This is a genomic window from Pseudogulbenkiania sp. MAI-1, from assembly GCF_000527175.1.
Lineage (GTDB): Bacteria > Pseudomonadota > Gammaproteobacteria > Burkholderiales > Chromobacteriaceae > Pseudogulbenkiania.
Window position 1 is genome coordinate 1,215,387 of the sequence record NZ_AZUR01000001.1, and the last position, 20,338, is coordinate 1,235,724.

Genomic DNA, 20,338 nt, shown 5'->3' on the forward strand with positions numbered 1-20,338 from the left:
AAAAGCAAACGGCCGCTACGAGAGCGGCCGTCGGATTGATTGGTAAGGAGGGTAGGGTGGGGTGCTCTCAGCGGATGATACCGCCGCCTAGACACACATCCCCATCGTACAGCACCGCCGACTGCCCCGGCGTCACCGCCCACTGCTTGTCGCGGAAGGTGAGGGTAGCCTGGCCATCCACCACCGGCGACAGCGAACAGGCCGCGTCGGCCATGCGGTAGCGGTTCTTGGCGGCGTAATCGCCCGGCGCCGGTGCCTCGTCCAGCGTCCACGACAGATCGCCCATCGCCAGCGTGCTCTTCAGCAGCAAGGGGTGGTCGTGCCCCTGCACCACGATCAGCTGATTGGCGGGAATGTCCTTGCCGGCGACGAACCACGGTTCGCCGCTGCCGTCCTTGGCGCCGCCGATGTTGAGCCCCTTGCGCTGCCCCAGCGTGTAGTACATCAGTCCCTCGTGCCGGCCCACGCGCTTGCCCTCCGGCGTCACCATGTCGCCCGGCTGGGTCGGCAGGTAGCGCTGCAGGAACTCGCGGAATGGCCGCTCGCCGATGAAGCAGATGCCGGTGCTGTCCTTCTTGGCGGCGGTCGGCAGGCCGGCCTGTTCGGCCAACTGGCGCACCTCGGTCTTGCGGATGTCGCCCAGCGGAAACATCGCCTTGGACAGCTGCGCCTGGTTGAGCCGGTACAGGAAATAGCTCTGGTCCTTGGTGTGGTCCACCGCCTTCAGCAAGTAGTGCCTGCCGTCGCGCTCCGCCTTGCGGGCGTAGTGGCCGGTGGCGATGCAGTCGGCGCCCAGCTCCATGGCGTAGTCGAGAAAGGCCTTGAACTTGATCTCGGCATTGCACAACACGTCCGGGTTCGGCGTGCGGCCGGCCGAGTACTCCTTGAGGAAGTACGAGAACACGCGGTCCTTGTATTCCTTGGCGAAGTTGACAATCTCCATGTCGATGCCGACGATGTCGGCCACACTCAGCGCGTCGAGTGCATCCTGCTTGATCGAGCAGTACTCGTCGTCGTTGTCGTCTTCCCAGTTCTGCATGAACACGCCGATCACCTCGTGGCCCTGCTGCTTCAAGAGCCAGGCGGTGACCGACGAATCCACGCCGCCGGACATGCCGACGACGATGCGTTTCTTACCCGTCACGGGGAATATCCTTCTTTCCAAATAGCGAGGGGCACTACCTCCGGCGGTGCCCCGAAATCCTTGAACCAGCTGTCCACGGCCCAATCCTGGCCATTACCGCTGTCGTGCAGCACGGCGGTGTAATGCAGATCGACGATCCACGGCGCGCGCCAAGCCGGTTTGGCCACGGTGTGGAAGCGTAGCCAGCCCTGATCCTGCAGATAGCGCAGGAAAGTGGTGACATTGCTGCTGTGGTCGACGCAGTCCATGCGCCCCTCGGCGCCGCCGTCGGGGAAGTTTCGCCCCTTGTCCTGCCAGATGGGGGTGCTCTTGCCGGCTATCAAGAACAACTGCTGCACCGCCGTTTTGACCGCCTCGCGTTCTGCCTCTGCCGTGCTGCCGCCAGCCAGCAAATGGGCCAGGCGCTCTTTGTCGTCGGCCCCCACGTCGAATCGGGCCTCGCGTTTGCAGCCGTAATAGTAACAGACGGGCAGGGTGTCCGCATGGCTGTTGCCGATGGCGAGCAGCCAGAACCAGAGCCATCGCCACCCCCTCATGGCTTGTTTCCGCCGCTCAGATGGCGAATGACGTCCAGCGGCAGCCGCTGACCGGTCAGCCAGTCGTCCAGGCTCAGCGCCACGGCCGGGCTGCGGTGTTGCCGGGTGCGGGCGCGGATTTCCGCGGCGGTGAGCCAGCACGCGGCGACGATGCCGTCGTCCAGCCGGCGCCCGGCTTCTTCCTCCAAGGCCTTGCCGCAGAAGGTGAAGCGCAGGTAGGTGATGTCGCTGCCGGGCTTGTCCGCCAGGTAGATGCCGACCAGCGCTTCCGGTTCGAAGTGCCAGGCCGTTTCCTCCAGCACTTCGCGCCGTACCGCCTCGAACAGCGTCTCGCCATGCTCCAGGTGCCCGGCCGGCTGGTTCAGCCGCAAGCCTTCGGGAGTCTCTTCTTCCACCATCAGGAAGCGGCCCTCACGCTCGATGACGGCGGCTACGGTGACATTCGGTTTCCAGATTCTCATGAGCTCGTCGATTCCAGTTGACAATGGTTCTTGTTTATCCACATAATGATAATAATTCACATTTATATGTGCTAGGTGGAAACATGTACGTTTGTCTTTGTCATGGTGTGACCGATACGCAGATCCGTGAAGCCGTCATGGACGGCGCGACCCGTCTGCGCGACGTATCGCAGCAACTGGGGGTGGCGACCGACTGCGGCCGCTGTGCCTGCTGTGCCCACCAACTGATCAAGGACACGCTGGCGGATCTGACCGTCGAAGCCCACTCGCCCTTTCGCGACGTCGCCTAAACCCCGCTGCTTCCGGCGCAAGCTGCACCGCAAGGTGCACCGCTCCGCCTTGCGCTCGCAAACTCATGTGCAATAATCCTAAGATATGTGCACAGGAGCTTGTCATGCAAGGCGATAAAAAAGTCCTAAAATTCCTCAATCAAATACTCAAGAACGAACTGACCGCCATCAATCAGTACTTTCTGCATGCGCGCATGTTCAAGAACTGGGGTCTGAAAAAGCTCAACGAGCGCGAATACCACGAATCCATCGACGAGATGAAGCACGCCGACAAGCTGATCGAGCGCATCCTGTTCCTCGAGGGGCTGCCCAATCTGCAGGATCTCGGCAAGCTATACATCGGTGAGAAGCCGCAGGAAATGCTCGAGCTCGACCTCAAACTGGAGATGGAGGGTCTGCCGTTGCTGCGCGAGGCCATCGTCCATTGCGAGAGCGTCAACGACTACGTGACCCGCGATCTGCTGGAAGACATCCTGGAGAGCGAGGAAGAGCATGTGGACTGGCTGGAAACCCAGCTGGGCCTGATCGAGAAGGTCGGCCTGCAGAACTACCTGCAAAGCCAGATGGAAGACTGATCGCTCGTCGCACCATCATGACAGCAGCGGTAATCGAACCGACGCTGCAATAGAAAAGGGGGCCATTGGCCCCCTTGGTCGTTTTGCGGCGATCAGGCGCCGCCGCCGGACTGTGCCGGATCTGGCGTGTCGCTTTCTTCCCAGGGCAGCTCGACCTTCTTGTGGTTGATGGTCATCACGCCCTGCTTGTATTCCAGGTCGGTGGAAATCTGGCCGTCCTGCTGCTTCAGGTAGCCCTCCTCGGTCCACTGTGCCAACTGGCTGTCGAGCAGGCTGCGCGCCAGCTCGTCCACTTCCCTGAGGTTGGGCTGGTCTTCCGCCGAGGCGTCGACGGTGAACAGGTTGCGCGCCTGGGCCACCACCAGGTCTTCCAGCGTCTGGCGCGGCAGCTTGACGCTGGCCTCGGCCTCGAAGCGCTTGAGGAAGGTCAGCGGGTCTTGCAGGTCGGCCTTCTGGAAGCCGGTCAGCGTCAGGTTGCCCTTGAGCCGTGCTTCGCCGCTGGGCATGCGCAGCGAGAACTCGTTGACGACCAGGCGTGGGCTGTTCTCCAGCAGCGGAACGCCATAGGTCTTGATGGTGTTCACGTAACGCTGGCGCAGGATGGCCGGGTCGACCCCTTCGAACGGAATCTTGCCGATCTCCTCGTCCAGTTTGAGCAGGGTCGGGCCGTGCAGATGGTTGGCCGACACGTCCAGCTTCATTGGGCCGTAGCGCTTGTCGTTGAGGTTGAAGCTGGCGAAATCGAACTTGCCGCGGGTATTGACGAACTCGTCCTGCTCGCTGGTCACCATCTGGTAGCGCAGCCCCTTCAGGCCGACGTTCGACGGATGGAACTCGCCGGACGGGTTGATGAATTCACCCACCCGGATGCGCGTCAGCACGTACACCAGCTCGTTGAGCTTGAGGTTGTACGGCACGCTTTCCTTCCAGTTGAGCTGCACGTCGCCGACGGTCAGCTCGCTGGTGCCGAGCTTGATGCCGCTGCTGCCCGGACGCACGTCGGACAGGTACTTGACCCCGTCGAAGGCCAGCGAGCCCTTGCTCGACGCCTCGAGCAGGAAGCCGGGCGAGAGCGCCTCGGCCTTGTATTCCTTGTAGCCGGACGCATAGTCGACCTTCAGGTCGAAGCCCTTCCAGTTGACCTTGACCCCCGACAGCGCCTCGTCGTAATCGAACGACGGGATGTTGACTTCCAGCAGGCCGCCGCCGCCGAAGCCCAGCCGGTTGGTGACGGTGATGGGCTCCTTGTCGCCGAAGAAGCGCGACAGCGTCTTGCGGGTGGCGTCGCTCATGGCGAATTCGGTGGAGACCAGGGCGCGTGCCGGGCGGAAGTCGAAGCTGCCGATACCCGGCAGCGGGCCGTGCTTGACGTGATGGGTAAAGCGGATGGTCGAGCCGAGCAGGGGGCGCAGGTTGTCCGGCAGCATGGCCTCGTACGGCCCCGACAGACGGCGGTTGAAGGTGAGTTCGGTGGTCTCGGTGGACGAGAACCAGCCCCGCTCGTAGCTATGGGATTTCACCTTGAACAGCGGAAATTCCGCCAGCATGCGGTGCTGTTCGGCCAGGGTGTCCTCGGTCTTGAGGCCGGCCCAGTAGGCGGCTCCGCCATACAGGACGAACAGGCCACCCAGTACTCCACCTGCAATGATCAGACGTTTTTTTTGCGGCACAAGCATCAGCTTCAGAAAGTGTAAAAAGACATCATATGTTACACCAGGGGACTTGGGGAACACACCTGCGAAGAAAGAGTCTGACATTGCGCTAACTATTTATTACAATGGGACTTTATTACCGATGAGGTGCGCGATTTAATGGAATGGATTAATGGTTTGATCGATTTGCCGTGGTGGGGATATGTCGTCGTCACGCTGGTGCTGACGCACATTACCATTGCCTCGGTAACCATCTTCCTGCACCGCCACCAGGCGCACCGCGCCCTGGATCTGCATCCGATCCCGAGCCACTTCTTCCGCTTCTGGCTCTGGCTGACCACCGGCATGGTCACCAAGGAGTGGGCCTCGGTCCACCGCAAGCATCACGCCCGCTGCGAAACGGCCGAAGATCCGCACAGCCCGCAAGTGCTGGGCATCAAGAAAGTATTCTTCGAAGGCGCCGAACTCTACCGCGCCGCCTGCAAAGACCGCACCATCATGGAGAAGTTTGGCCACGGCACGCCGGACGACTGGCTCGAGCGCAATGTCTACACCCCGCACAGTGCCAAGGGCATCCTCCTGATGCTGGCGATCGACCTCGCGCTGTTCGGCCCGATCGGTCTCTCCATCTGGGCGGTGCAGATGATCTGGATTCCGCTGACCGCGGCCGGCATCATCAACGGCATCGGCCACTACTGGGGCTACCGCAACTTCGAGAACGAAGACGCCTCCACCAACATCCTGCCGTGGGGCATCCTGATCGGTGGCGAAGAACTGCACAACAACCACCACACCTTCGGCACCTCGGCCAAGCTCTCGTACAAATGGTACGAGTTCGATATCGGCTGGATGTACATCCGCATCCTGGAAAGCCTGGGTCTGGCCAAGGTGCGCAAGGTGGCGCCCAAGCTGGCCGAAGACCCGTCGCGCCCGCATCTGGACCTCGAGCACTTGCAGGCGGTGGTGGCCAACCGCTATGCCTTGGCCGCCCGCTATGCCCGCGAGCTGAAAGGCGTCTACCGCAGCGAGATCGAGAAACTGGGGCAGGGCAACCTGGTCGGTAAGATGAAGACCTGGCTCAAGCAGGAAGCCAAGGACACCCCGGCGGACGAGCGCGAGCAACTGGCGGCGCTGCTGGAAAAGAGCCATGTGCTGCAGACCATCTACACCATGCGCCAGGAACTGTCCCGCCTGTGGGAGCGTTCCACGCTGACCCGCGAGCAACTGCTCAAAGAACTGCAGGACTGGTGCGCACGTGCGGAAGCCAGCGGCATCGAAGCGCTCAGAACCTACGCCCTGCGCCTGCGCCGGGTTGCCGTGGCCTGACGTATCGTTCAGGCTCCTGATACACTGCTCGACGGTGGGATTCGCTCCCGCCGTTTTTTATTGCCGGGCTCCAAGGGAGCCGGCGTGCGAAATCGATTATTGAAGGGGGACTGCCATGACCATCTATCGTCACAAACCTGGTAAGCGGCTGGCCGAAGCCACCGTCGTCAACGGCCTGATTTTCCTGGCCGGACAGGTGCCGGAAAATACCGAGGCCGACGCCCGCGAGCAGACCGCCAACGTGCTGGGCCAGATTGACACCCTGCTGGCTGAACTGGGTTCGGACAAGACCAAGATCGTCGATGCCACTATTTTCCTGGCTTCGCTGGCCGATTACGACGCCATGAACGAAGCCTGGGACGCCTGGGTACCCGAAGGCTACGTACCGGCCCGCGCCACGGTGGAAGCCAAATTGGCCAACCCGGCGTGGAAGGTCGAGATCAAGCTGGTGGCCAGTCGCGGCTGAGGCCGATGGGGAGTCCACAAAAAAACCCGGCAGGCACCCAGCCTGCCGGGTTTTTTGTCGGTGGCGGGGAGGATTATTGGGTAATGACCTCGCGCCAGAACATCCCCTTCACCGTGCCGCCACTGCCGCCGCTGGTGGTCAGCAGTGTGCCGACGTCCACGGCGAGCGTCTCACCATCGGTGGTCCGGATCATGGCTTTGTAATTGCCGCTCGACAGTTTGACGACCGTCGGACGGCTGGCCAGGAAGTGGGTGTCGCTGAGCCCGGCGCTGCTGGCGAGGCTGCTTAGGCTGAAATAGCCGGTTTGCAGGCCGGTCTTGTAGTCGATGACGTACAGCCAGCTCTCCATCGGGGAGGTGGTGTTGGCATCGCATGGATCGGCCGGCTTGTTCGCGGTGAACAGTACCTTGCCGTTTGCCAAGGCCGGGGAGTTGATCACGCGCTGGCCAGAGGGGAGCTGGGCTTTCCAGCCATACGTCTCCAGGGCAGTTGTATTCGTGTCAGTAGCGTAATTGCTCGAGGACAGGGTGACGGTGCTCAACTGGCTGGGGGTGGTTGCATCATCTTCGTCATCATAGCCGGTCACGGTGTCGATGCGGTCGATCAGGCCGTACATGCTACCGGTTTCGCTGGAACTGATGTCGGAGGAGGTCAGATAACGTCCGGTGCCGACATAGACGAAGCGTTTGGGAGTGCCATTGATGGTGATTTCGGACAGTTCCGGTTCACTGGTGATCGGGGCACTCAGGCTGGCCAGTTTGTTCACTGTCCAACTGCTAGCCGCGGTGGCGGTCAGGTTGAAGCGCCAGACGTTACCGTCCAGGTCGCCACCGTAGACGTATTTGACCTGGTTCAGCGCAGAATAGCTGTCTGCGAAGCCGGCGATATAGTTCAAGCCTTTGCCGGCGACGCTAAAGGTTTTGAGAAGGGTCGGAGTGGTTGTGCTGAGATCGACCACATACAGGTAACTGTTGCTGGACAGGCTGGATAGATCGGTGTTGTTGAAGCCTGAGGCAAAAATGGCGACTTTGGTCAGCGTTGTTCCGATCATGACTTGGGTGATGATCGGGCGACCATACAAGTAGCCGGCATTGCTGTCGGTGCTGGTGTTGAATTGCCACTTGGGTGTGGGGGAACTGGCACCCAAGGTCAGGGCGTATGCCCCTTTGGCGCCCTTGCCATAGCCGCTGGCAAAGTAATTCGTATAAGTCGTGGTATTGCCACTGGTGGTGGTGAAGGTTTCAATGGCCGGCGAGGCATCCAGCCAATACTTATGCAAGATATAAGTACTTCGCACATAGCTATCGATCTTGGGAGCTTCGCTTTGTCCGACGCTGGCGGCCAGAAAGGCTCTGGGTATATAAGCCCACGCTTCGGCTCCTGCTGTCGTTGCATTCGACCCGCTCCCACCGGTCACCGTATGGAAAGCATGCAGCATCCCATCGTTCGCGGCCTGGAAAACGCGGGCCAGATTAGGAACAAAAACCGCTTCGCTATGAACGATCGTACCGATTTTATAGGTACGCAGGCCGGTGGCGACTGTCGAGCTTCCTCGCAAGGCCGTGATAACGTTTTCGCAGTCGGCGATGCTGGTTGTGTTGAGGTAGTCGACCCAAGTACTTGCTGTTGTATGGCTACCGCTACCTGTCGAGCAAATGGAAGTGGTAAGTTGCTTGGGGGTACTTGGTGTCTCTGGGTCGTAGGTATAAAGCGTTCTAGAGGTGCCGATATTGCTCTGGGCACTCCACAGGGCCGTGCTGCTGACCGCCCCGGTTGTGGTGTCGATGCTGAACGCCTTCAGATCGCCGGACAAGTTGGAATAGTTGTAATAGGAGGCAAACAGGGTGTTGTCGCCCTGCACGATGTTGGAGTTGGTGACCGCTGCCGCCGAGCCGCTCTGGGTCAGGTCGATGCTGGTGGTACAGACTTCCAGCGGATAGTCCGGCAGGGTCGTCGTGATGTCGGCCTGTGCCAGCAGCGGGGCCACCGCCAGGGTGGTGGCCAGGGCCGCATGGCGCATATTCCATCTTGCCGTGAACATGATCGTGCTTCCTATCGGGTGAGGATGGTCTGGGACATGCTCAGGCTGCTGCCCGGACCTTCGGCGCGGCTGGTGACGCGATAGTAGATGCTGTTGCTGGTGCTCAGGCCGGAAAACACCGTGCTGCCGATCTTCTTGCTGCCGCCCAGCGTGGAGGTGCCGCCACTGCTGGGAATGGCGAACTGGCATTTCCCGGCCTTGTCCGTCACCGTCGTGCCCAGCGAGCCGGTGCACAGCCGTTCGATGACGAACTTGACGGTATAGCCCGAGCTGTTGCCGACGCTGATGGCATCGACGGTGGACCAGTCGAGGTTGTCGGGCACGCCGTCGGAGTTGGTGTCCAGGTCGACCGGGTAATAGCAGTTGCTGAAGGTGGTCGAGTTGGCGGTGCAGTTAGCCTTGTTGGCGCCGTCCAGGGTGGTCGTCGTCAGGCTGCCCAGTGCTGACAGGCCGTATTGCAGGCCGACATCCGACAGGTGGATGCCGCTTTCGCGGAAGGCCAGGTTGCGGGTCATCAGGCCGGAGAAGTCGACCACCCGCACCATGGCGATGCCGATCAGCAGGATGGCGATCATGGCGATCAGGGTGATGACCAGCGAGACCCCCCGCTGGGCTTGGCGCATGGCGGGTCTCATCATGTCTAGCCGGCGGCCCATATCGTGTTCCTCAGCGGGATGACGCTTTCGTAGACGCGGTACTTGTAGTGCTGCCATTCGGTGCCGCCGGCGCCACCGTCCAGCCTGACCTTGGTGCTGCCCCAGATGCAGATGCCGCTGGAGAAGCCGGCGCAAGCGGTGGTGACGATGCCGCTTTCCCGCTTGGGGATGCGGGCGACCACGGCCAGCTTCACCGCTTGCAGGGTGAGTATCTTGTCCAGGCTGGCGCTGTCGGCTTCCAGTGTGGACTTGGAATAAGTGCCGGTGGCGTCGGTCCAGGTGTAGCTGCTGGTCCCCTTGATGCCGTACTGTGCCTGCATGTTGACGATGCTCTCGCCCAGCGTGTAGTTGACGGTGGCCACGCGCATCGAGGCGTCGGCCAGTTTCAGCTGGCGGTTGGTTTCGTCTACTGAGTAGGTGCTGGTGAGAACGTCCGAACCCAGCTTGATGATGTAGTCGCCACTACTATAGGCGGGGTAGCTGTGGTCATTCTGGTAGCTGGTGGCCGGGTTGTAAGTGGTGCCGTTGTCGTTGTTGCCCGGGTTCTGCTGTAGCTTGACCGCGGAGTTCTGCTTCTTGGTGAGGTCGAAGCGGGTGCAGTTGCCGGTCTCCGGATCGTACAGGACGGAAAAGGTATTTTCCTCGAAACCCGTGACCGAGTTGACGTCGATTTCGGACGAGCCGGGTGGCATGGTCTTGTCGATGGTGGTCAGACCGAAGCTGATGTTGCCTTCTCCGCTGTGGATCAGTACCTGATCCGCCTCGCCGTTGGTGCCGCCGTCGGCGATGATCAACGGGGCAATAGCGGCGCCAAAGCCGGCACCGGCAAAGTTGGGGTCTTCGCTTCCGTTGGCGCCATTGGTGCCGGTGTAGGCGTAGCGACTGGTGCAGTTGACCAAGGTGCCGATCTGCGTGCCGTAGCCGGCGCTGCGGATGGCCTGTTCCATCAGCACCATGGACGTTAGCCCCTGGTTCTGGCCTTCCGAGGCGGAGTCGGTGGTTTTGCGCTGGTTCCACCACAGCCCCATGATCTGCGACAGCATCAGCGTGGTGATCAGCGCGATCGTCAGGCCGATCATGATCTCGATCAGGCTGATGCCCGCCTGGCGGCGCGGAGAGTGAAGGGGCGGGTGGTGCATCATGATCGCCTCAGGTGGTCGGGATCAGTGTGGTAGTGGTAAAGCGGCGCACGTCGCCGTCGCTCGTGTTCTGCCAGCAGATCGTGATGGTCACCTGGTTGGCCGCGCCACCGAGAGCCGAGGTGATGGTGACCGATTGGCGGGCGGCGTTGGCGTTGGGCAGTGTCGAGTTGATCGAGCTCAGCCAGCTGCTGACTTCGGCCTGGCTGGAACTGGTGGAGGTGCCGTTGCACGTGCTGCCCGAGTTGAAGGCAAAGTTGGTGGCGAAGCTGCCACTGGCGCGAGCCGCCCACATCTGGCCGATCAGGCTGTTGGCCAGGTAGGTGGCCTGGCCACGATACTGGTTCTCGCTGTTGGCGCGGATGGTGAAGCCTTGCAGGGCGATGAGGGCGAGAATGCTGATGGCGAAGATGGCCATGGCGATCAGCGCCTCGATCAGGGTCGAGCCGTGCTGGCGGTACAGGTGTCTGCTCGGGCCGGACATGATCAGCACTTCCTCGGGTCGGTCGAGCTGGTGACGTTGGGATCGCACAGCTTCATCGCCCCACCGGTCTGCAGAGTGATGCGCATGTCTTTGCTGTCGGCTGCGGGGATGGTGGTCGAATCGAAGTCCAGCTGCGTCAGCGGCGTGGCGTCGCTGATCCTGCCGAGCCCGTTGAAGGTGATCGTGGTGACGGTAGATGGGGTCGGCGTGATGGTGACCTTGGGGGCGTCTTCGGCAAAGTTCTTCTGCTGCAGCACGGCGCTGGTGTCCACGCGCGTGATCTGCCAGATCTTCTTGGTGCTCGCATCGAAGCTCAGGCGTACCGAGGTATTGGTGCGGATGGCTTCGGCCCGTGCCAGCTGCAGGCTGGCCATGGCGGTGTCGGCGGCGTTGCGGATCTGGTGATTCATCAGCCACGTCGAAAAACTGGGCACGGCCAAAGCCAGCACGATGGCCATCAGCGCCAGCGTGATCAGCATTTCGGTCAGGGTGAACCCCACCTGGCGTGCGAACCTCAGCATTCGTCCCCCTTGATCAGCCAGCACGATTTGCTGACCGTGCTGCCTTCGTACTGGGTGGTGCTCTTGCTGTTGCTCTGGTTCAGGCTGTAGTCATAACCGACCATCGCCGTGGTACCGGTGGCGCTGAGGGTGTAGCCGGTGCTGCCGCTGGCAGTGCAGGCCAGGGTGAAGTAGTCGACGGTGGACGGCGTGGTCCCGCAGGTGGTGCCGGAGGCGGCATAGCTGCGGTTATCGGCGTAATACTGCTCCAGGCTCACCCGGCTCTGCGACAGCTCGGCCAGCGCGGCGTTGATGCGTCCGCGGCGCACGTAGTCCTGATACGCCGGAATGGCGATCGACATCAGGATGGCCACCACGACGATGGCGATCATGAGTTCGATCAGGGTGAATCCCGCCCAAGCCTTTTTCATAATTCTTTCGCACCCCTTTGTTCTTTCTCATGATAGTCGAAAGAGTTCGATTTTATGAGCGGATGTGCTGTTGTCCTGCCTGATTTTTAAGCGGAATGTGGTGTCGACGCCGACAGAAAATCGTGGCAAGCGGACAGGGCCTGGGTGGTGACACCCGCCTCGGCGGGGTCGAGTGCAGCGATGCCGTCCATCGAGCGCAGCCAGGTGAGCTGGCGCTTGGCCAACTGTCGGGTGGCGGCTATGCCTCTATCGATGAATTCGGGATAACTGCTGTGGCCGTCGAGGTGCTCCCAGGCTTGGCGGTAGCCGACGCAGCGCATCGAGGGCAGGTCGGGGGTGAGTTCGGGGTAGCGCTGGCGCAGGCGGATGACTTCGTCGAGGAAGAACTGTTCCAGCATTACCCGGAAGCGCAGGGCGATGCGTTCGTGCAGCCAGGCACGGTCGTGCGGGATCAGCGCCAGTTTGAGCATCTCGAAGCGGGCTGCCTGGCTGCGTCCCTCGGCGTGCCAGGCGGAGAGCGGCTTGCCGGTCAGCCGGAAGACCTCCAGCGCGCGCTGGATGCGCTGCGAGTCCATCGGCTCCAGGCGCGCGGCGGTGGCCGGGTCGGCCTCGGCGAGTTGCGCATGCAGCGCGGGCCAGCCGTATTTGGCGGCTTCGAGGTCGAGCTGGGCGCGGGTGGCCGCATCGGCCGGCGGCATGTCGGAGAGGCCGTCGATCAGCGCCTTGAAGTAGAGCATGGTGCCGCCAACCAGCAGCGGCACCTTGCCGCGCGCAGCGATGTCGTCGATCAGGCGGTTGGCATCGGCATGAAACTGCGCGGCGGAGTAGGATTCCAACGGGCTGATGATGTCGATCAGATGATGCGGTACAAGTGCCAGCTCCTCGCGGCTGGGCTTGGCGGTACCGATGTCCATGTCACGGTAGACCAGCGCGGAGTCGACGCTGATGATTTCCGCCGGGAAGTGGCGAGCCAGTTCGAGCGCCAGTCCGGTCTTGCCCGAGGCGGTCGGACCCATCAGCAGGATGGCTTTGGGAGTTGCGGTCATGGGGGTGGTACGGAGTGTGCAGCGATGCGCCATTGTCGCACCGGGCGTGGTTTCGGCCAACCTTTGATCCGGAAAACGAGGTCGGCCGAAAGGGGCGGCGTGCTGATCAGAGTGGGGCTGTCTCGTCGACGAACTGGCGGATCGCCGCCAGCAGCGCCCTACCGCGCTCGTCGGCTGTCGCTTCCAGGGCGGCAATCTCTTCCAGGCACCGGGCGCGGTGGCGGCCGGGGACCGCGCCGTCGATCAGCTTGCTGTGGCACCAAGCCTGCCAGCGCTCCCGCTCGGCGGCCGACAGCGAGGCGGGGAAGTTGCGGGCGCGGTAGCGGAACAGTTGCTCGGCCAGTTGCGCATCCTCGAAGGCCGGGCGCTCGCCGGCCAGTTGCGCCGCCGACAGCGTGCGCAGCCGGGCGAGTTCGCGGCGGTCGTTGTTGGAAACGAAGCCGCCGTAGAGGTTCTCGTCGACGTCGGCCGGTGCGCCGTTCTCGCGCTGATAGACCTTGCGCCAGACCGGGGTCAGGTTCGGCAGGGCTTGTGCGGCTTCAGCGTGGCGTTTGACTGCATCCAGGTCGACGCCCCAGTGTGCGGCGCGCTCGGCACTCAGGACGCGCAGATTGCTCACGACGAACGGCGACTTGTTGATGTGGATGGTCTTGATCGGCAATCGGCTGACGCCATCGGGCAGCTCGTCGCTGCGGCTGAACAGGCGCTGGCGGATCGCGTCCGGGCCGAGTCCACGCAGTTCGGCCGGGTCGTGCGCCAGGTCCCAGACGATGACCTCGTTCTTGTTGCCCGGGTGCTCGGCCAGCGGCCAGACCACCGCCAGGTTGCCGCGCTCGGCGCCGTACATGCCGGAGACGTGCAGCAGCGGGCGCGGGGCGTGCAGGCTGAGCTGGTGGCGCACGGCGTCCTTCTTGCGCAGGCCGAGGTAGAACTCAAACAGCTTGGGCTGGCGCTGGCGGATCAGTCGTGCCAGGGCGATGGTGGCGCGCACGTCGGACAGTGCGTCGTGCGCGGCCTCGTGTGCCAGGCCGTTGGCGGCGGACAGGTGCTCGAGCTTGAAGCTGGGCAGGCCGGTGTCGTGCTTGGGCCACTCGATGCCCTCGGGACGCAGCGCGTAGGTGGCGCGCACCAGGTCGAGCAGGTCCCAGCGTCCGCACTGGTTCTGCCACTCGCGTGCGTAGGGGTCGATCAGGTTGCGCCAGAACAGGAAGCGGGTGACTTCGTCGTCGAAGCGCAGCGAGTTGTAGCCAACGCCGATGGTGCCCGGCGTGGCCAGCTCGCGCTCGATCACGCCGGCGAATTCATGCTCGGCCACGCCATGGTGTTGGCACAGCTGCGGGGTAATGCCGGTGAGCAGGCAGGCCTCGGGCGAGGGCAGGTAGTCCGGGCTGGGGCGGCAATACAGCATGACCGGCTCGCCGATCTCGTTCAGCTCGGCGTCGGTGCGGATGCCGGCGAACTGCGCCGGCCGGTCCTGGCGCGGCACGGCGCCGAAGGTCTCGTAGTCGTGCCAGAAGAAGGTGTGAGAGGACATGGGATGGCGAAGTCGGTCGGAAAATGCGGCATTGTCGCACCACGGACCACTTCGGCCAATCGCCAGCGGTCGGGTATCTCTGTCAGCGCCCGCGCATGAACAGGTTGTCGAGATCCTTCATCGACAGCCGGCTCCAGGTCGGCCGGCCGTGGTTGCACTGGCCGGAGCGTTCGGTGGCTTCCATGTCGCGCAGCAGTGCGTTCATCTCGGCCAGCGTGAGCTGGCGGTTGGCGCGCACCGCACCGTGGCAGGCCATGGTGGCCAGCAGTTCGTTACGGCGCTCGGTCAGTACCTGTGTCAGGCCAAATTCGCGCACGTCCTTCAGCACCGCGCGTGCCAGTTCCACCGGGTTGCCGTCCTTCAGCCACACCGGCACGCCGCGCACGGCGATCTGGGTGGGCGAGAGCGGGGCGAGTTCGACGCCGAGCCGTTTCATCTCCTCGCCGTGCTCGTGCACCGTGGCCGCCTCCATGCGGTCGGCGGCGAACGATACCGGCAGCAGCAAGGGCTGCATCGGGATGCTGTCGCTCTCCAGCGCGGTCTTCAGCCGTTCGTAGACGATGCGCTCGTGCGCGGCGTGCATGTCGACCACGATCAGCCCTTCCTGGCACTGGCTCAGGATGTAGACGCCGTGCAACTGTGCCAGTGCGAAGCCGAGCGGCGGGATGCCGTCGTCGCTGTCGGGCAGGGCGGCCAGCGTGGCCGCCGGCAAGGGGGACGGCAGCGGTATGGCCAGGCGCTCTTCCTCGCGCAGCCCGGAGAACATCGCGTCGTACACGCCGACCGCCTCGCGGGCGACATTGAGCGGAATGCTCTGCTGCTCGTAGCGGAAAGTCTGCACCGGGGTGCGGCCGCTGCCCGAACTGCTGCCGAGCAGTCCGGTCGGGGCCGGTATGCCGTTCGACGGGCTGGCCGAAGCCGGGCCGGCTTCGGGCGTGTCGGCCAACGCGACGGCCGGTGCAGCCCCAGCCGTGGTCGCCGCCAGCGCCTTGTTGACGCTGTGGAACAGGAACTGGTGGATGGCCTGCGATTCGCGGAAACGCACCTCGATCTTGGTCGGGTGTACGTTGACGTCCACCCCGGCCGGATCGATGGTCAGGAACAGCGCGTAGGCCGGGTGGCGGTCGTGGTGCAGCACGTCACGATAGGCCTGGCGCAGCGCGTGCTGCGCGGTCTTGTCGCGCACGAAGCGGCCGTTGACGTAGAAGTATTGGGCGTCGCGGCTGGCCTTGGAATAGGTCGGGCTGGCGACGAAGCCGGCCAGCTGCAGCCCGCCAGCCGCCGTTTCCAGCGGCAGCGCGGCCTCGACGAAATCCTTGCCGAGCAGCGCACCGACGCGTTCCGCCAGTGACTGTGGCGGCAGGCGCCACACCACCTTGCCGTTGTGGCGCAACAGGAACTCCACCTGCGGGTGCGCCAGCGCGATGCGCTCGAAGGTCGCCGCGCAATGGGCGTACTCGGTGTTCTCGCTCTTGAGGAACTTGCGCCGGGCCGGGGTGTTGAAATAGAGATCGACCACCTCGACGCTGGTGCCCGGCGCGTGCGCCGCCGGCTCCACCGGATGCAAGGCACCGTCGATGGCGATGATCTGGTGCGCGTGCGCCTCGTCGTGTGGGCGGCTGATCAAGGTCAGCCGCGACACCGAGGCGATACTGGCCAAGCCTTCGCCGCGAAAGCCCAGCGTGGCGACGCTTTCCAGATCGGCGAGCGAGGCGATCTTGCTGGTGGCGTGGCGGTCGAGTGCCAGGGGCAGGTCGTCCGGCACGATGCCGCCGCCGTTGTCGGTGACGCGGATCAGCTTGATGCCGCCCTGGGCCAGGTCGACGGTGATCTTGTCGGCGCCGGAGTCCAGGCTGTTCTCCAGCATCTCCTTCAGCGCCGAGGCGGGGCGCTCCACCACCTCGCCGGCGGCAATCTGGTTGACCAGGTGGTCGGGCAGCGAATGGATGCGTTTCATGCGGTCTTGCGTGCCGGGCGTTTGTGGCGCCAGATTTCGATGATGCCCGGCAGCAGCGAGACGAAGATGATGCCGAAGATCAGGTATTCCAGGTTGCTCTTCACCGCCGGCAGGTTGCCGAACAGGTAGCCGGCGTAGGTGAAGCTCGCCACCCACAGCACGCCGCCGATCACGTTGTAGGCCAGGAAGTGGCGGTAGCCCATGGTGCCGACGCCGGCCACGAACGGCGCGAAGGTGCGCACGATCGGCACGAAGCGGGCCAGGATGATGGTCTTGCCGCCGTGGCGCTCGTAGAAGGCGTGGGTCTTGTCGAGGTAGCTCTGTTTCAGCACGCGCGGAAAGCGCTCGAACAGCGACAGGCCGAGATGGCGGCCGACGCTATAGTTGACGGTGTCGCCGAGGATGGCGGCGGCGATCAGCGTGGCGACCAGCGCATGCGCGTTCATACCGCCGGTGGCGGCCAGCGTGCCGGCGACGAACAGCAGCGAGTCGCCGGGCAGCACCGGCGTTACCACCAGACCGGTCTCGCAGAACACGATCAGGAACAGGATCAGGTAGATCCACGGGCCGTAGGCTGCCACCAGAGCCGCTAGGTGGCGGTCGATATGCAGCACGAAATCGAGCAGAAATTGAAGGGCTTCCATGGCGCTCATTGTACAGGAGGTTGGCACAAACCGTGGCAAGGGCGGCGGGAGCCTGCTCTGAGCCGCTGCGGCATGCACAGGCCTTGTCTTGAAAAAGAAACTGGCCGGACGTGCCGGCCAGTTCAGCGATCAGACGACTGCCTCGTCCTTGGGTCTCTGCGGCTTGATCATGTGCTCGCGCGCCACGCCCAGCCACAACGCGATCGGGCTTGCCACCAGTACCGACGAATAGATGCCGAATACGATGCCGATGGTCAGGGCGATGGCGAAGCCGTGCAGCGCCGGGCCGCCGAAGACCAGCATCGACAGCACCATCGCCTCGGTACAACCGTGCGTGATCAGGGTGCGGCTCATGGTCGCGGTGATGGCGTTGTCGATGATCTCGGGCACGCTCTTGTTGCGCATCGCCGCCTTGCGGAAGTTCTCGCGGATCCGGTCGAACACCACCACCGACTCGTTCACCGAATAGCCCAGCACCGCCAACACGCCGGCCAGCACGGTGAGGCTGAACTCCCACTGGAAGAAGGCGAAGCAGCCGAGGATGATCACCACGTCGTGCATGTTGGCGATGATGGCCGCCACGGCGAAGCGCCACTCGAAGCGCAGCGCCAGGTACAGCATGATGCCCAGGCATACGATGATTACGGCAGTCAGGCCGTGGGTGACCAGTTCCTCGCCCACGCTCGGGCCGACGAATTCGACCTTGCGCAGTTCCACCGCCGGGTCGGCCGTCTTCAGCGCGCCCATGACGCGCTCGGACAACTGGGCCGAACTCACGCCCTGCTTGCTCGGCAGGCGGATCAGCACGTCGCGCGAGGTACCCAGGCTCTGCACCGTGGCCTCGCCCAACTTGAGGGCGTCCACCCGCTCACGGATGTTGCCCAGGTCGGCTGCCTGGCGGTATTGCACTTCCATTACCGTACCGCCGGTAAATTCCACGCTGAAGTTCAGCCCCTTGGCGAACAGGAAGAACACGGCCAGCACGAAGGTCACCAGCGAAATGGTCGTGGTGAGCCGGCCGTAGCTCATGAACGGGATGTCCCGTTTTATGCGGAAAAGCTCCATTGCGTCCTCTAGGGATGAGAGGGGCGGGGAAGCCGCCCCGCCTGCTTACGTTTCAGGTTTCCAGATCTGACCGATCGAGACCGAGGTCAGGCGCCGTTTGCGGCCGTACCACAGGTTCACGAGGCCGCGCGACACCAGTACCGCCGAGAACATCGAGGTCAGGATGCCCAGGCAGTGCACCACGGCAAAGCCGCGCACCGGGCCGGAACCGAAGATCAACAGCGCCAGGCCAGCGATCAGCGTGGTGATGTTGGAGTCCAGAATGGTTGCCCAGGCGTGCTGGTAACCGGCCTGGATCGCCGAATGCGGCGGCACGCCGTTGCGGAGCTCCTCGCGGATGCGCTCGTTGATCAGCACGTTGGCGTCGATCGCCATACCCAGCGTCAGCGCGATGGCGGCAATGCCGGGCAGGGTCAGCGTCGCCTGCAGCATCGACAACAGCGCCACCAGCATGAACAGGTTAACGCCCAGAGCCAGTGCCGAGATCAGCCCGAATACGTGGTAGTAGATCAGCATGAATACGGCGATTGCGGCAAAGCCCCACAGCGTCGAGTGGAAGCCCTTCTCGATGTTCTCCTTGCCGAGGCTCGGGCCGACGGTGCGTTCCTCGATGATGTTCATCGGTGCGGCCAGCGAGCCGGCGCGCAGCAGCAGCGCGGTATCGTTGGCTTCGGCCACGTTCATGCTGCCGGAAATCTGCACCCGGCCGCCGCCGATCTCGGTGCGGATCACCGGTGCGGTCACCACCTCGGCGCGACCTTTCTCCACCAGCACCATCGCCATGCGCTTGCCGATGTTCTCCGCCGTCACCTGGCGGAAGATCGAGGCTCCGGTCGAGTCGAGGTTGATGTGCACCGCCGGCGTGCCGTTCTCGTCGAAGCCCGGCTGGGCGTCGTTGATGTTGTCGCCGGTCAGCTCCACTTCCTTGCTCACCAGGATCTTCTGCGGCCCGCGCGGGGTTAGCTCGTCCAGGAGCTCGTAGCCGCTCGGCACGCTGCCGGCCAGGGCCTCGGCCATCATGCTCTGGTCGTCGGACACCATGCGCACTTCCAGTGTGGCGGTACGGCCGAGGATGTCCTTGGCCTTGGCGGTGTCCTGCACACCCGGCAGTTGCACCACGATGCGGTTGGCGCCGGACTGCTGGATCACCGGTTCGGCCACACCCAGTTCGTTCACGCGGTTATGCAGCGTGGTGATGTTCTGCTTTACCGCGTCGCTCTGGATGCGGGTGATTTCTTCGGGCTTCAGCGTCAGGCTCAGCTTGTAGCTGTTCTCGTCACTGGTGAAGCTCAGCGAGGGCAGGGCGCGCGCCACGGCGTCTTCGGCGGCTTTCAGCGTGGCCGCGTCACGCAGTTGCACCTCCAGCGTGTTGCCGTTGCGCTTGATGGTGCCGTAGCGGACCTTCTTGTCCTTGAGCTCGCGGCGGATATCTCCGGCGTAGCGCTCCATGGTCTTGTCGGTAGCGGCCTTCATGTCCACTTCCAAGAGGAAGTGCACGCCCCCGCGCAGGTCGAGGCCCAGGAACATCGGGTAGGCCTTGAGTTTGGCCAGCCAGTCGGGCGAGGCGGCCAGCAGGTTGAGCGCGATGATGTAGTTGTCGCCCAGGGCTTGCTGGATGGTGTCGCGAGCCTTGATCTGGGTGTCCGGATCGTGGAAGCGCACCTTGAGGCTGTTGCCGTCCAGGAACAGGCCGTCCGGCGTGATGTTCTGGGCTTTCAGCGCGGCTTCCACGCGGCCCATCAGCGCGGTGTCGACCGAGATGGACTGGCGCGAGCTGGAAATCTGGACCGCGGGCGTCTCGCCGAAGAAGTTGGGCAGCGTGTAGATCGTCGAAACGATCAGCGCTACCACGATGATGAAGTATTTCCAGAGTGGATAGCGGTTCATGAGCGAGAGTCTGGCAGAAGGGAAACGGCCGCCCGGGAGGGCGGCCAGTGTGCATTACAGGGACTTGAGGGTGCCCTTTTCCAGTTTGGCTGCAACCGCGCCGCGCTGGATCTGGACTTCCACGCCGTTGGCCACTTCCAGGGTCAGGTATTGCTCGCCGGCCTTGGTCACGCGGCCCAGGATGCCGCCTTGGGTCACCACCTCGTCGCCCTTGGTGATTTCAGACAGCATCTTCTGCTGTTCCTTGGCGCGTTTCTGTTGCGGGCGAACCAGCAGGAACCAGAACAGCGCGAAAATCACGATCATGGGCAGGAAGCCCATCAGGTCGAAACCACCCGGAGCGGTGCCGGCGGCGAATGCGGGGGTGATGAACATCGTGTTAACTCCCTTATGTTTGTTGTCTATCGGTATCCGAAGCGGGCCATTGTAGCCACGCCGTGTTGCTTTTCCAACCGTGGCGGCGGCGCAAACTCGATATGACTACGGCCTGCCGCGCCAGTTCCA

21 protein-coding genes are annotated in these 20,338 nt (G+C 63.3%); 4 read left to right on the plus strand and 17 right to left on the minus strand.

Translation table 11 applies throughout. From position 1 onward, the window contains the following. Positions 1–67 precede the first annotated feature (67 nt). The 3 genes from mnmA to PSEMAI1_RS0105620 are packed head-to-tail and all read right to left on the minus strand — an operon-like array spanning position 68 to position 2,141. Positions 68–1,144 (minus strand): tRNA 2-thiouridine(34) synthase MnmA, encoded by a 1,077-nt coding sequence (gene mnmA / locus PSEMAI1_RS0105610; protein WP_024301925.1) that lies wholly within the window; start codon positions 1,142–1,144, stop codon positions 68–70. Next, positions 1,141–1,680: a hypothetical protein gene (locus PSEMAI1_RS0105615; protein WP_024301926.1), complete on the minus strand. Its 540-nt coding sequence runs from the start codon at positions 1,678–1,680 to the stop codon at positions 1,141–1,143. The genes mnmA and PSEMAI1_RS0105615 overlap by 4 nt, the downstream gene beginning before the upstream one ends. Further along, a complete protein-coding gene (locus PSEMAI1_RS0105620; protein ID WP_024301927.1) occupies positions 1,677–2,141 on the minus strand; it encodes an NUDIX hydrolase in 465 nt (154 codons plus the stop codon). The genes PSEMAI1_RS0105615 and PSEMAI1_RS0105620 overlap by 4 nt, the downstream gene beginning before the upstream one ends. 83 nt (positions 2,142–2,224) lie before the next feature. On the opposite strand from PSEMAI1_RS0105620, the gene PSEMAI1_RS0105625 reads away from it, so the two are divergent. Continuing rightward, positions 2,225–2,431 (plus strand): bacterioferritin-associated ferredoxin, encoded by a 207-nt coding sequence (locus PSEMAI1_RS0105625; RefSeq protein ID WP_024301928.1) that lies wholly within the window; start codon positions 2,225–2,227, stop codon positions 2,429–2,431. A 104-nt stretch (positions 2,432–2,535) separates the two neighbouring features. Next, complete coding sequence (gene bfr, locus PSEMAI1_RS0105630) at positions 2,536–3,006, plus strand: bacterioferritin (RefSeq protein ID WP_024301929.1); 471 nt, start codon at positions 2,536–2,538, stop codon at positions 3,004–3,006. Positions 3,007–3,098: 92 nt separating this feature from the next. Here the strand turns inward: bfr and PSEMAI1_RS0105635 are convergent, their stop codons facing one another. Then, positions 3,099–4,682, minus strand: a complete 1,584-nt coding sequence (locus PSEMAI1_RS0105635; RefSeq protein ID WP_024301930.1) for a YdgA family protein — start codon at positions 4,680–4,682, stop codon at positions 3,099–3,101. A gap of 135 nt (positions 4,683–4,817) precedes the next feature. Here PSEMAI1_RS0105635 and PSEMAI1_RS0105640 point away from each other — a divergent pair, with 135 nt between their 5' ends. Continuing rightward, complete coding sequence (locus tag PSEMAI1_RS0105640; protein ID WP_024301931.1) at positions 4,818–5,984, plus strand: fatty acid desaturase; 1,167 nt, start codon at positions 4,818–4,820, stop codon at positions 5,982–5,984. A 115-nt stretch (positions 5,985–6,099) separates the two neighbouring features. After that, on the plus strand, positions 6,100–6,450 hold the full coding sequence (locus tag PSEMAI1_RS0105645; RefSeq protein ID WP_024301932.1) for a RidA family protein: 351 nt from the start codon (positions 6,100–6,102) through the stop codon (positions 6,448–6,450). Positions 6,451–6,523: 73 nt separating this feature from the next. On the opposite strand, the gene PSEMAI1_RS0105650 is transcribed toward PSEMAI1_RS0105645, so the two are convergent. The 13 genes from PSEMAI1_RS0105650 to yajC form a co-directional block, all read right to left on the minus strand. Then, a complete protein-coding gene (locus PSEMAI1_RS0105650) occupies positions 6,524–8,491 on the minus strand; it encodes a pilus assembly protein (RefSeq protein WP_024301933.1) in 1,968 nt (655 codons plus the stop codon). Between the two features lie 11 nt (positions 8,492–8,502). Continuing rightward, positions 8,503–9,114 carry a hypothetical protein gene (locus tag PSEMAI1_RS0105655; protein WP_232219845.1) on the minus strand — a complete coding sequence of 204 codons (612 nt, stop codon included), beginning with the start codon at positions 9,112–9,114 and terminating at the stop codon, positions 8,503–8,505. 17 nt (positions 9,115–9,131) lie between these two features. After that, positions 9,132–10,289: a PilW family protein gene (locus PSEMAI1_RS0105660; RefSeq protein ID WP_232219846.1), complete on the minus strand. Its 1,158-nt coding sequence runs from the start codon at positions 10,287–10,289 to the stop codon at positions 9,132–9,134. Between the two features lie 7 nt (positions 10,290–10,296). After that, a complete protein-coding gene (pilV, locus tag PSEMAI1_RS0105665) occupies positions 10,297–10,770 on the minus strand; it encodes a type IV pilus modification protein PilV (RefSeq protein ID WP_024301936.1) in 474 nt (157 codons plus the stop codon). A gap of 2 nt (positions 10,771–10,772) precedes the next feature. After that, positions 10,773–11,291 (minus strand): GspH/FimT family pseudopilin, encoded by a 519-nt coding sequence (locus tag PSEMAI1_RS0105670; RefSeq protein ID WP_024301937.1) that lies wholly within the window; start codon positions 11,289–11,291, stop codon positions 10,773–10,775. Then, positions 11,285–11,701: a type IV pilin protein gene (locus tag PSEMAI1_RS0105675; RefSeq protein WP_024301938.1), complete on the minus strand. Its 417-nt coding sequence runs from the start codon at positions 11,699–11,701 to the stop codon at positions 11,285–11,287. The genes PSEMAI1_RS0105670 and PSEMAI1_RS0105675 overlap by 7 nt, the downstream gene beginning before the upstream one ends. A gap of 86 nt (positions 11,702–11,787) precedes the next feature. After that, complete coding sequence (gene miaA / locus PSEMAI1_RS0105680) at positions 11,788–12,747, minus strand: tRNA (adenosine(37)-N6)-dimethylallyltransferase MiaA (RefSeq protein WP_024301939.1); 960 nt, start codon at positions 12,745–12,747, stop codon at positions 11,788–11,790. Between the two features lie 106 nt (positions 12,748–12,853). After that, positions 12,854–14,281 carry an exodeoxyribonuclease I gene (gene sbcB / locus PSEMAI1_RS0105685; RefSeq protein WP_024301940.1) on the minus strand — a complete coding sequence of 476 codons (1,428 nt, stop codon included), beginning with the start codon at positions 14,279–14,281 and terminating at the stop codon, positions 12,854–12,856. Positions 14,282–14,363: 82 nt separating this feature from the next. Next, positions 14,364–16,238 (minus strand): DNA mismatch repair endonuclease MutL, encoded by a 1,875-nt coding sequence (gene mutL, locus PSEMAI1_RS0105690; protein ID WP_024301941.1) that lies wholly within the window; start codon positions 16,236–16,238, stop codon positions 14,364–14,366. Continuing rightward, entirely contained in the window at positions 16,235–16,891 is a 657-nt protein-coding gene (locus tag PSEMAI1_RS0105695) for a DedA family protein (protein WP_084612630.1), read from the minus strand. Before PSEMAI1_RS0105695 ends, mutL begins: the two co-directional genes overlap by 4 nt. A gap of 120 nt (positions 16,892–17,011) precedes the next feature. Continuing rightward, on the minus strand, positions 17,012–17,947 hold the full coding sequence (gene secF / locus PSEMAI1_RS0105700) for a protein translocase subunit SecF (RefSeq protein ID WP_024301943.1): 936 nt from the start codon (positions 17,945–17,947) through the stop codon (positions 17,012–17,014). 45 nt (positions 17,948–17,992) lie between these two features. Then, positions 17,993–19,834 carry a protein translocase subunit SecD gene (gene secD / locus PSEMAI1_RS0105705; RefSeq protein WP_024301944.1) on the minus strand — a complete coding sequence of 614 codons (1,842 nt, stop codon included), beginning with the start codon at positions 19,832–19,834 and terminating at the stop codon, positions 17,993–17,995. Positions 19,835–19,888: 54 nt separating this feature from the next. After that, positions 19,889–20,209 carry a preprotein translocase subunit YajC gene (gene yajC / locus PSEMAI1_RS0105710; protein WP_024301945.1) on the minus strand — a complete coding sequence of 107 codons (321 nt, stop codon included), beginning with the start codon at positions 20,207–20,209 and terminating at the stop codon, positions 19,889–19,891. Positions 20,210–20,338 lie beyond the last annotated feature (129 nt).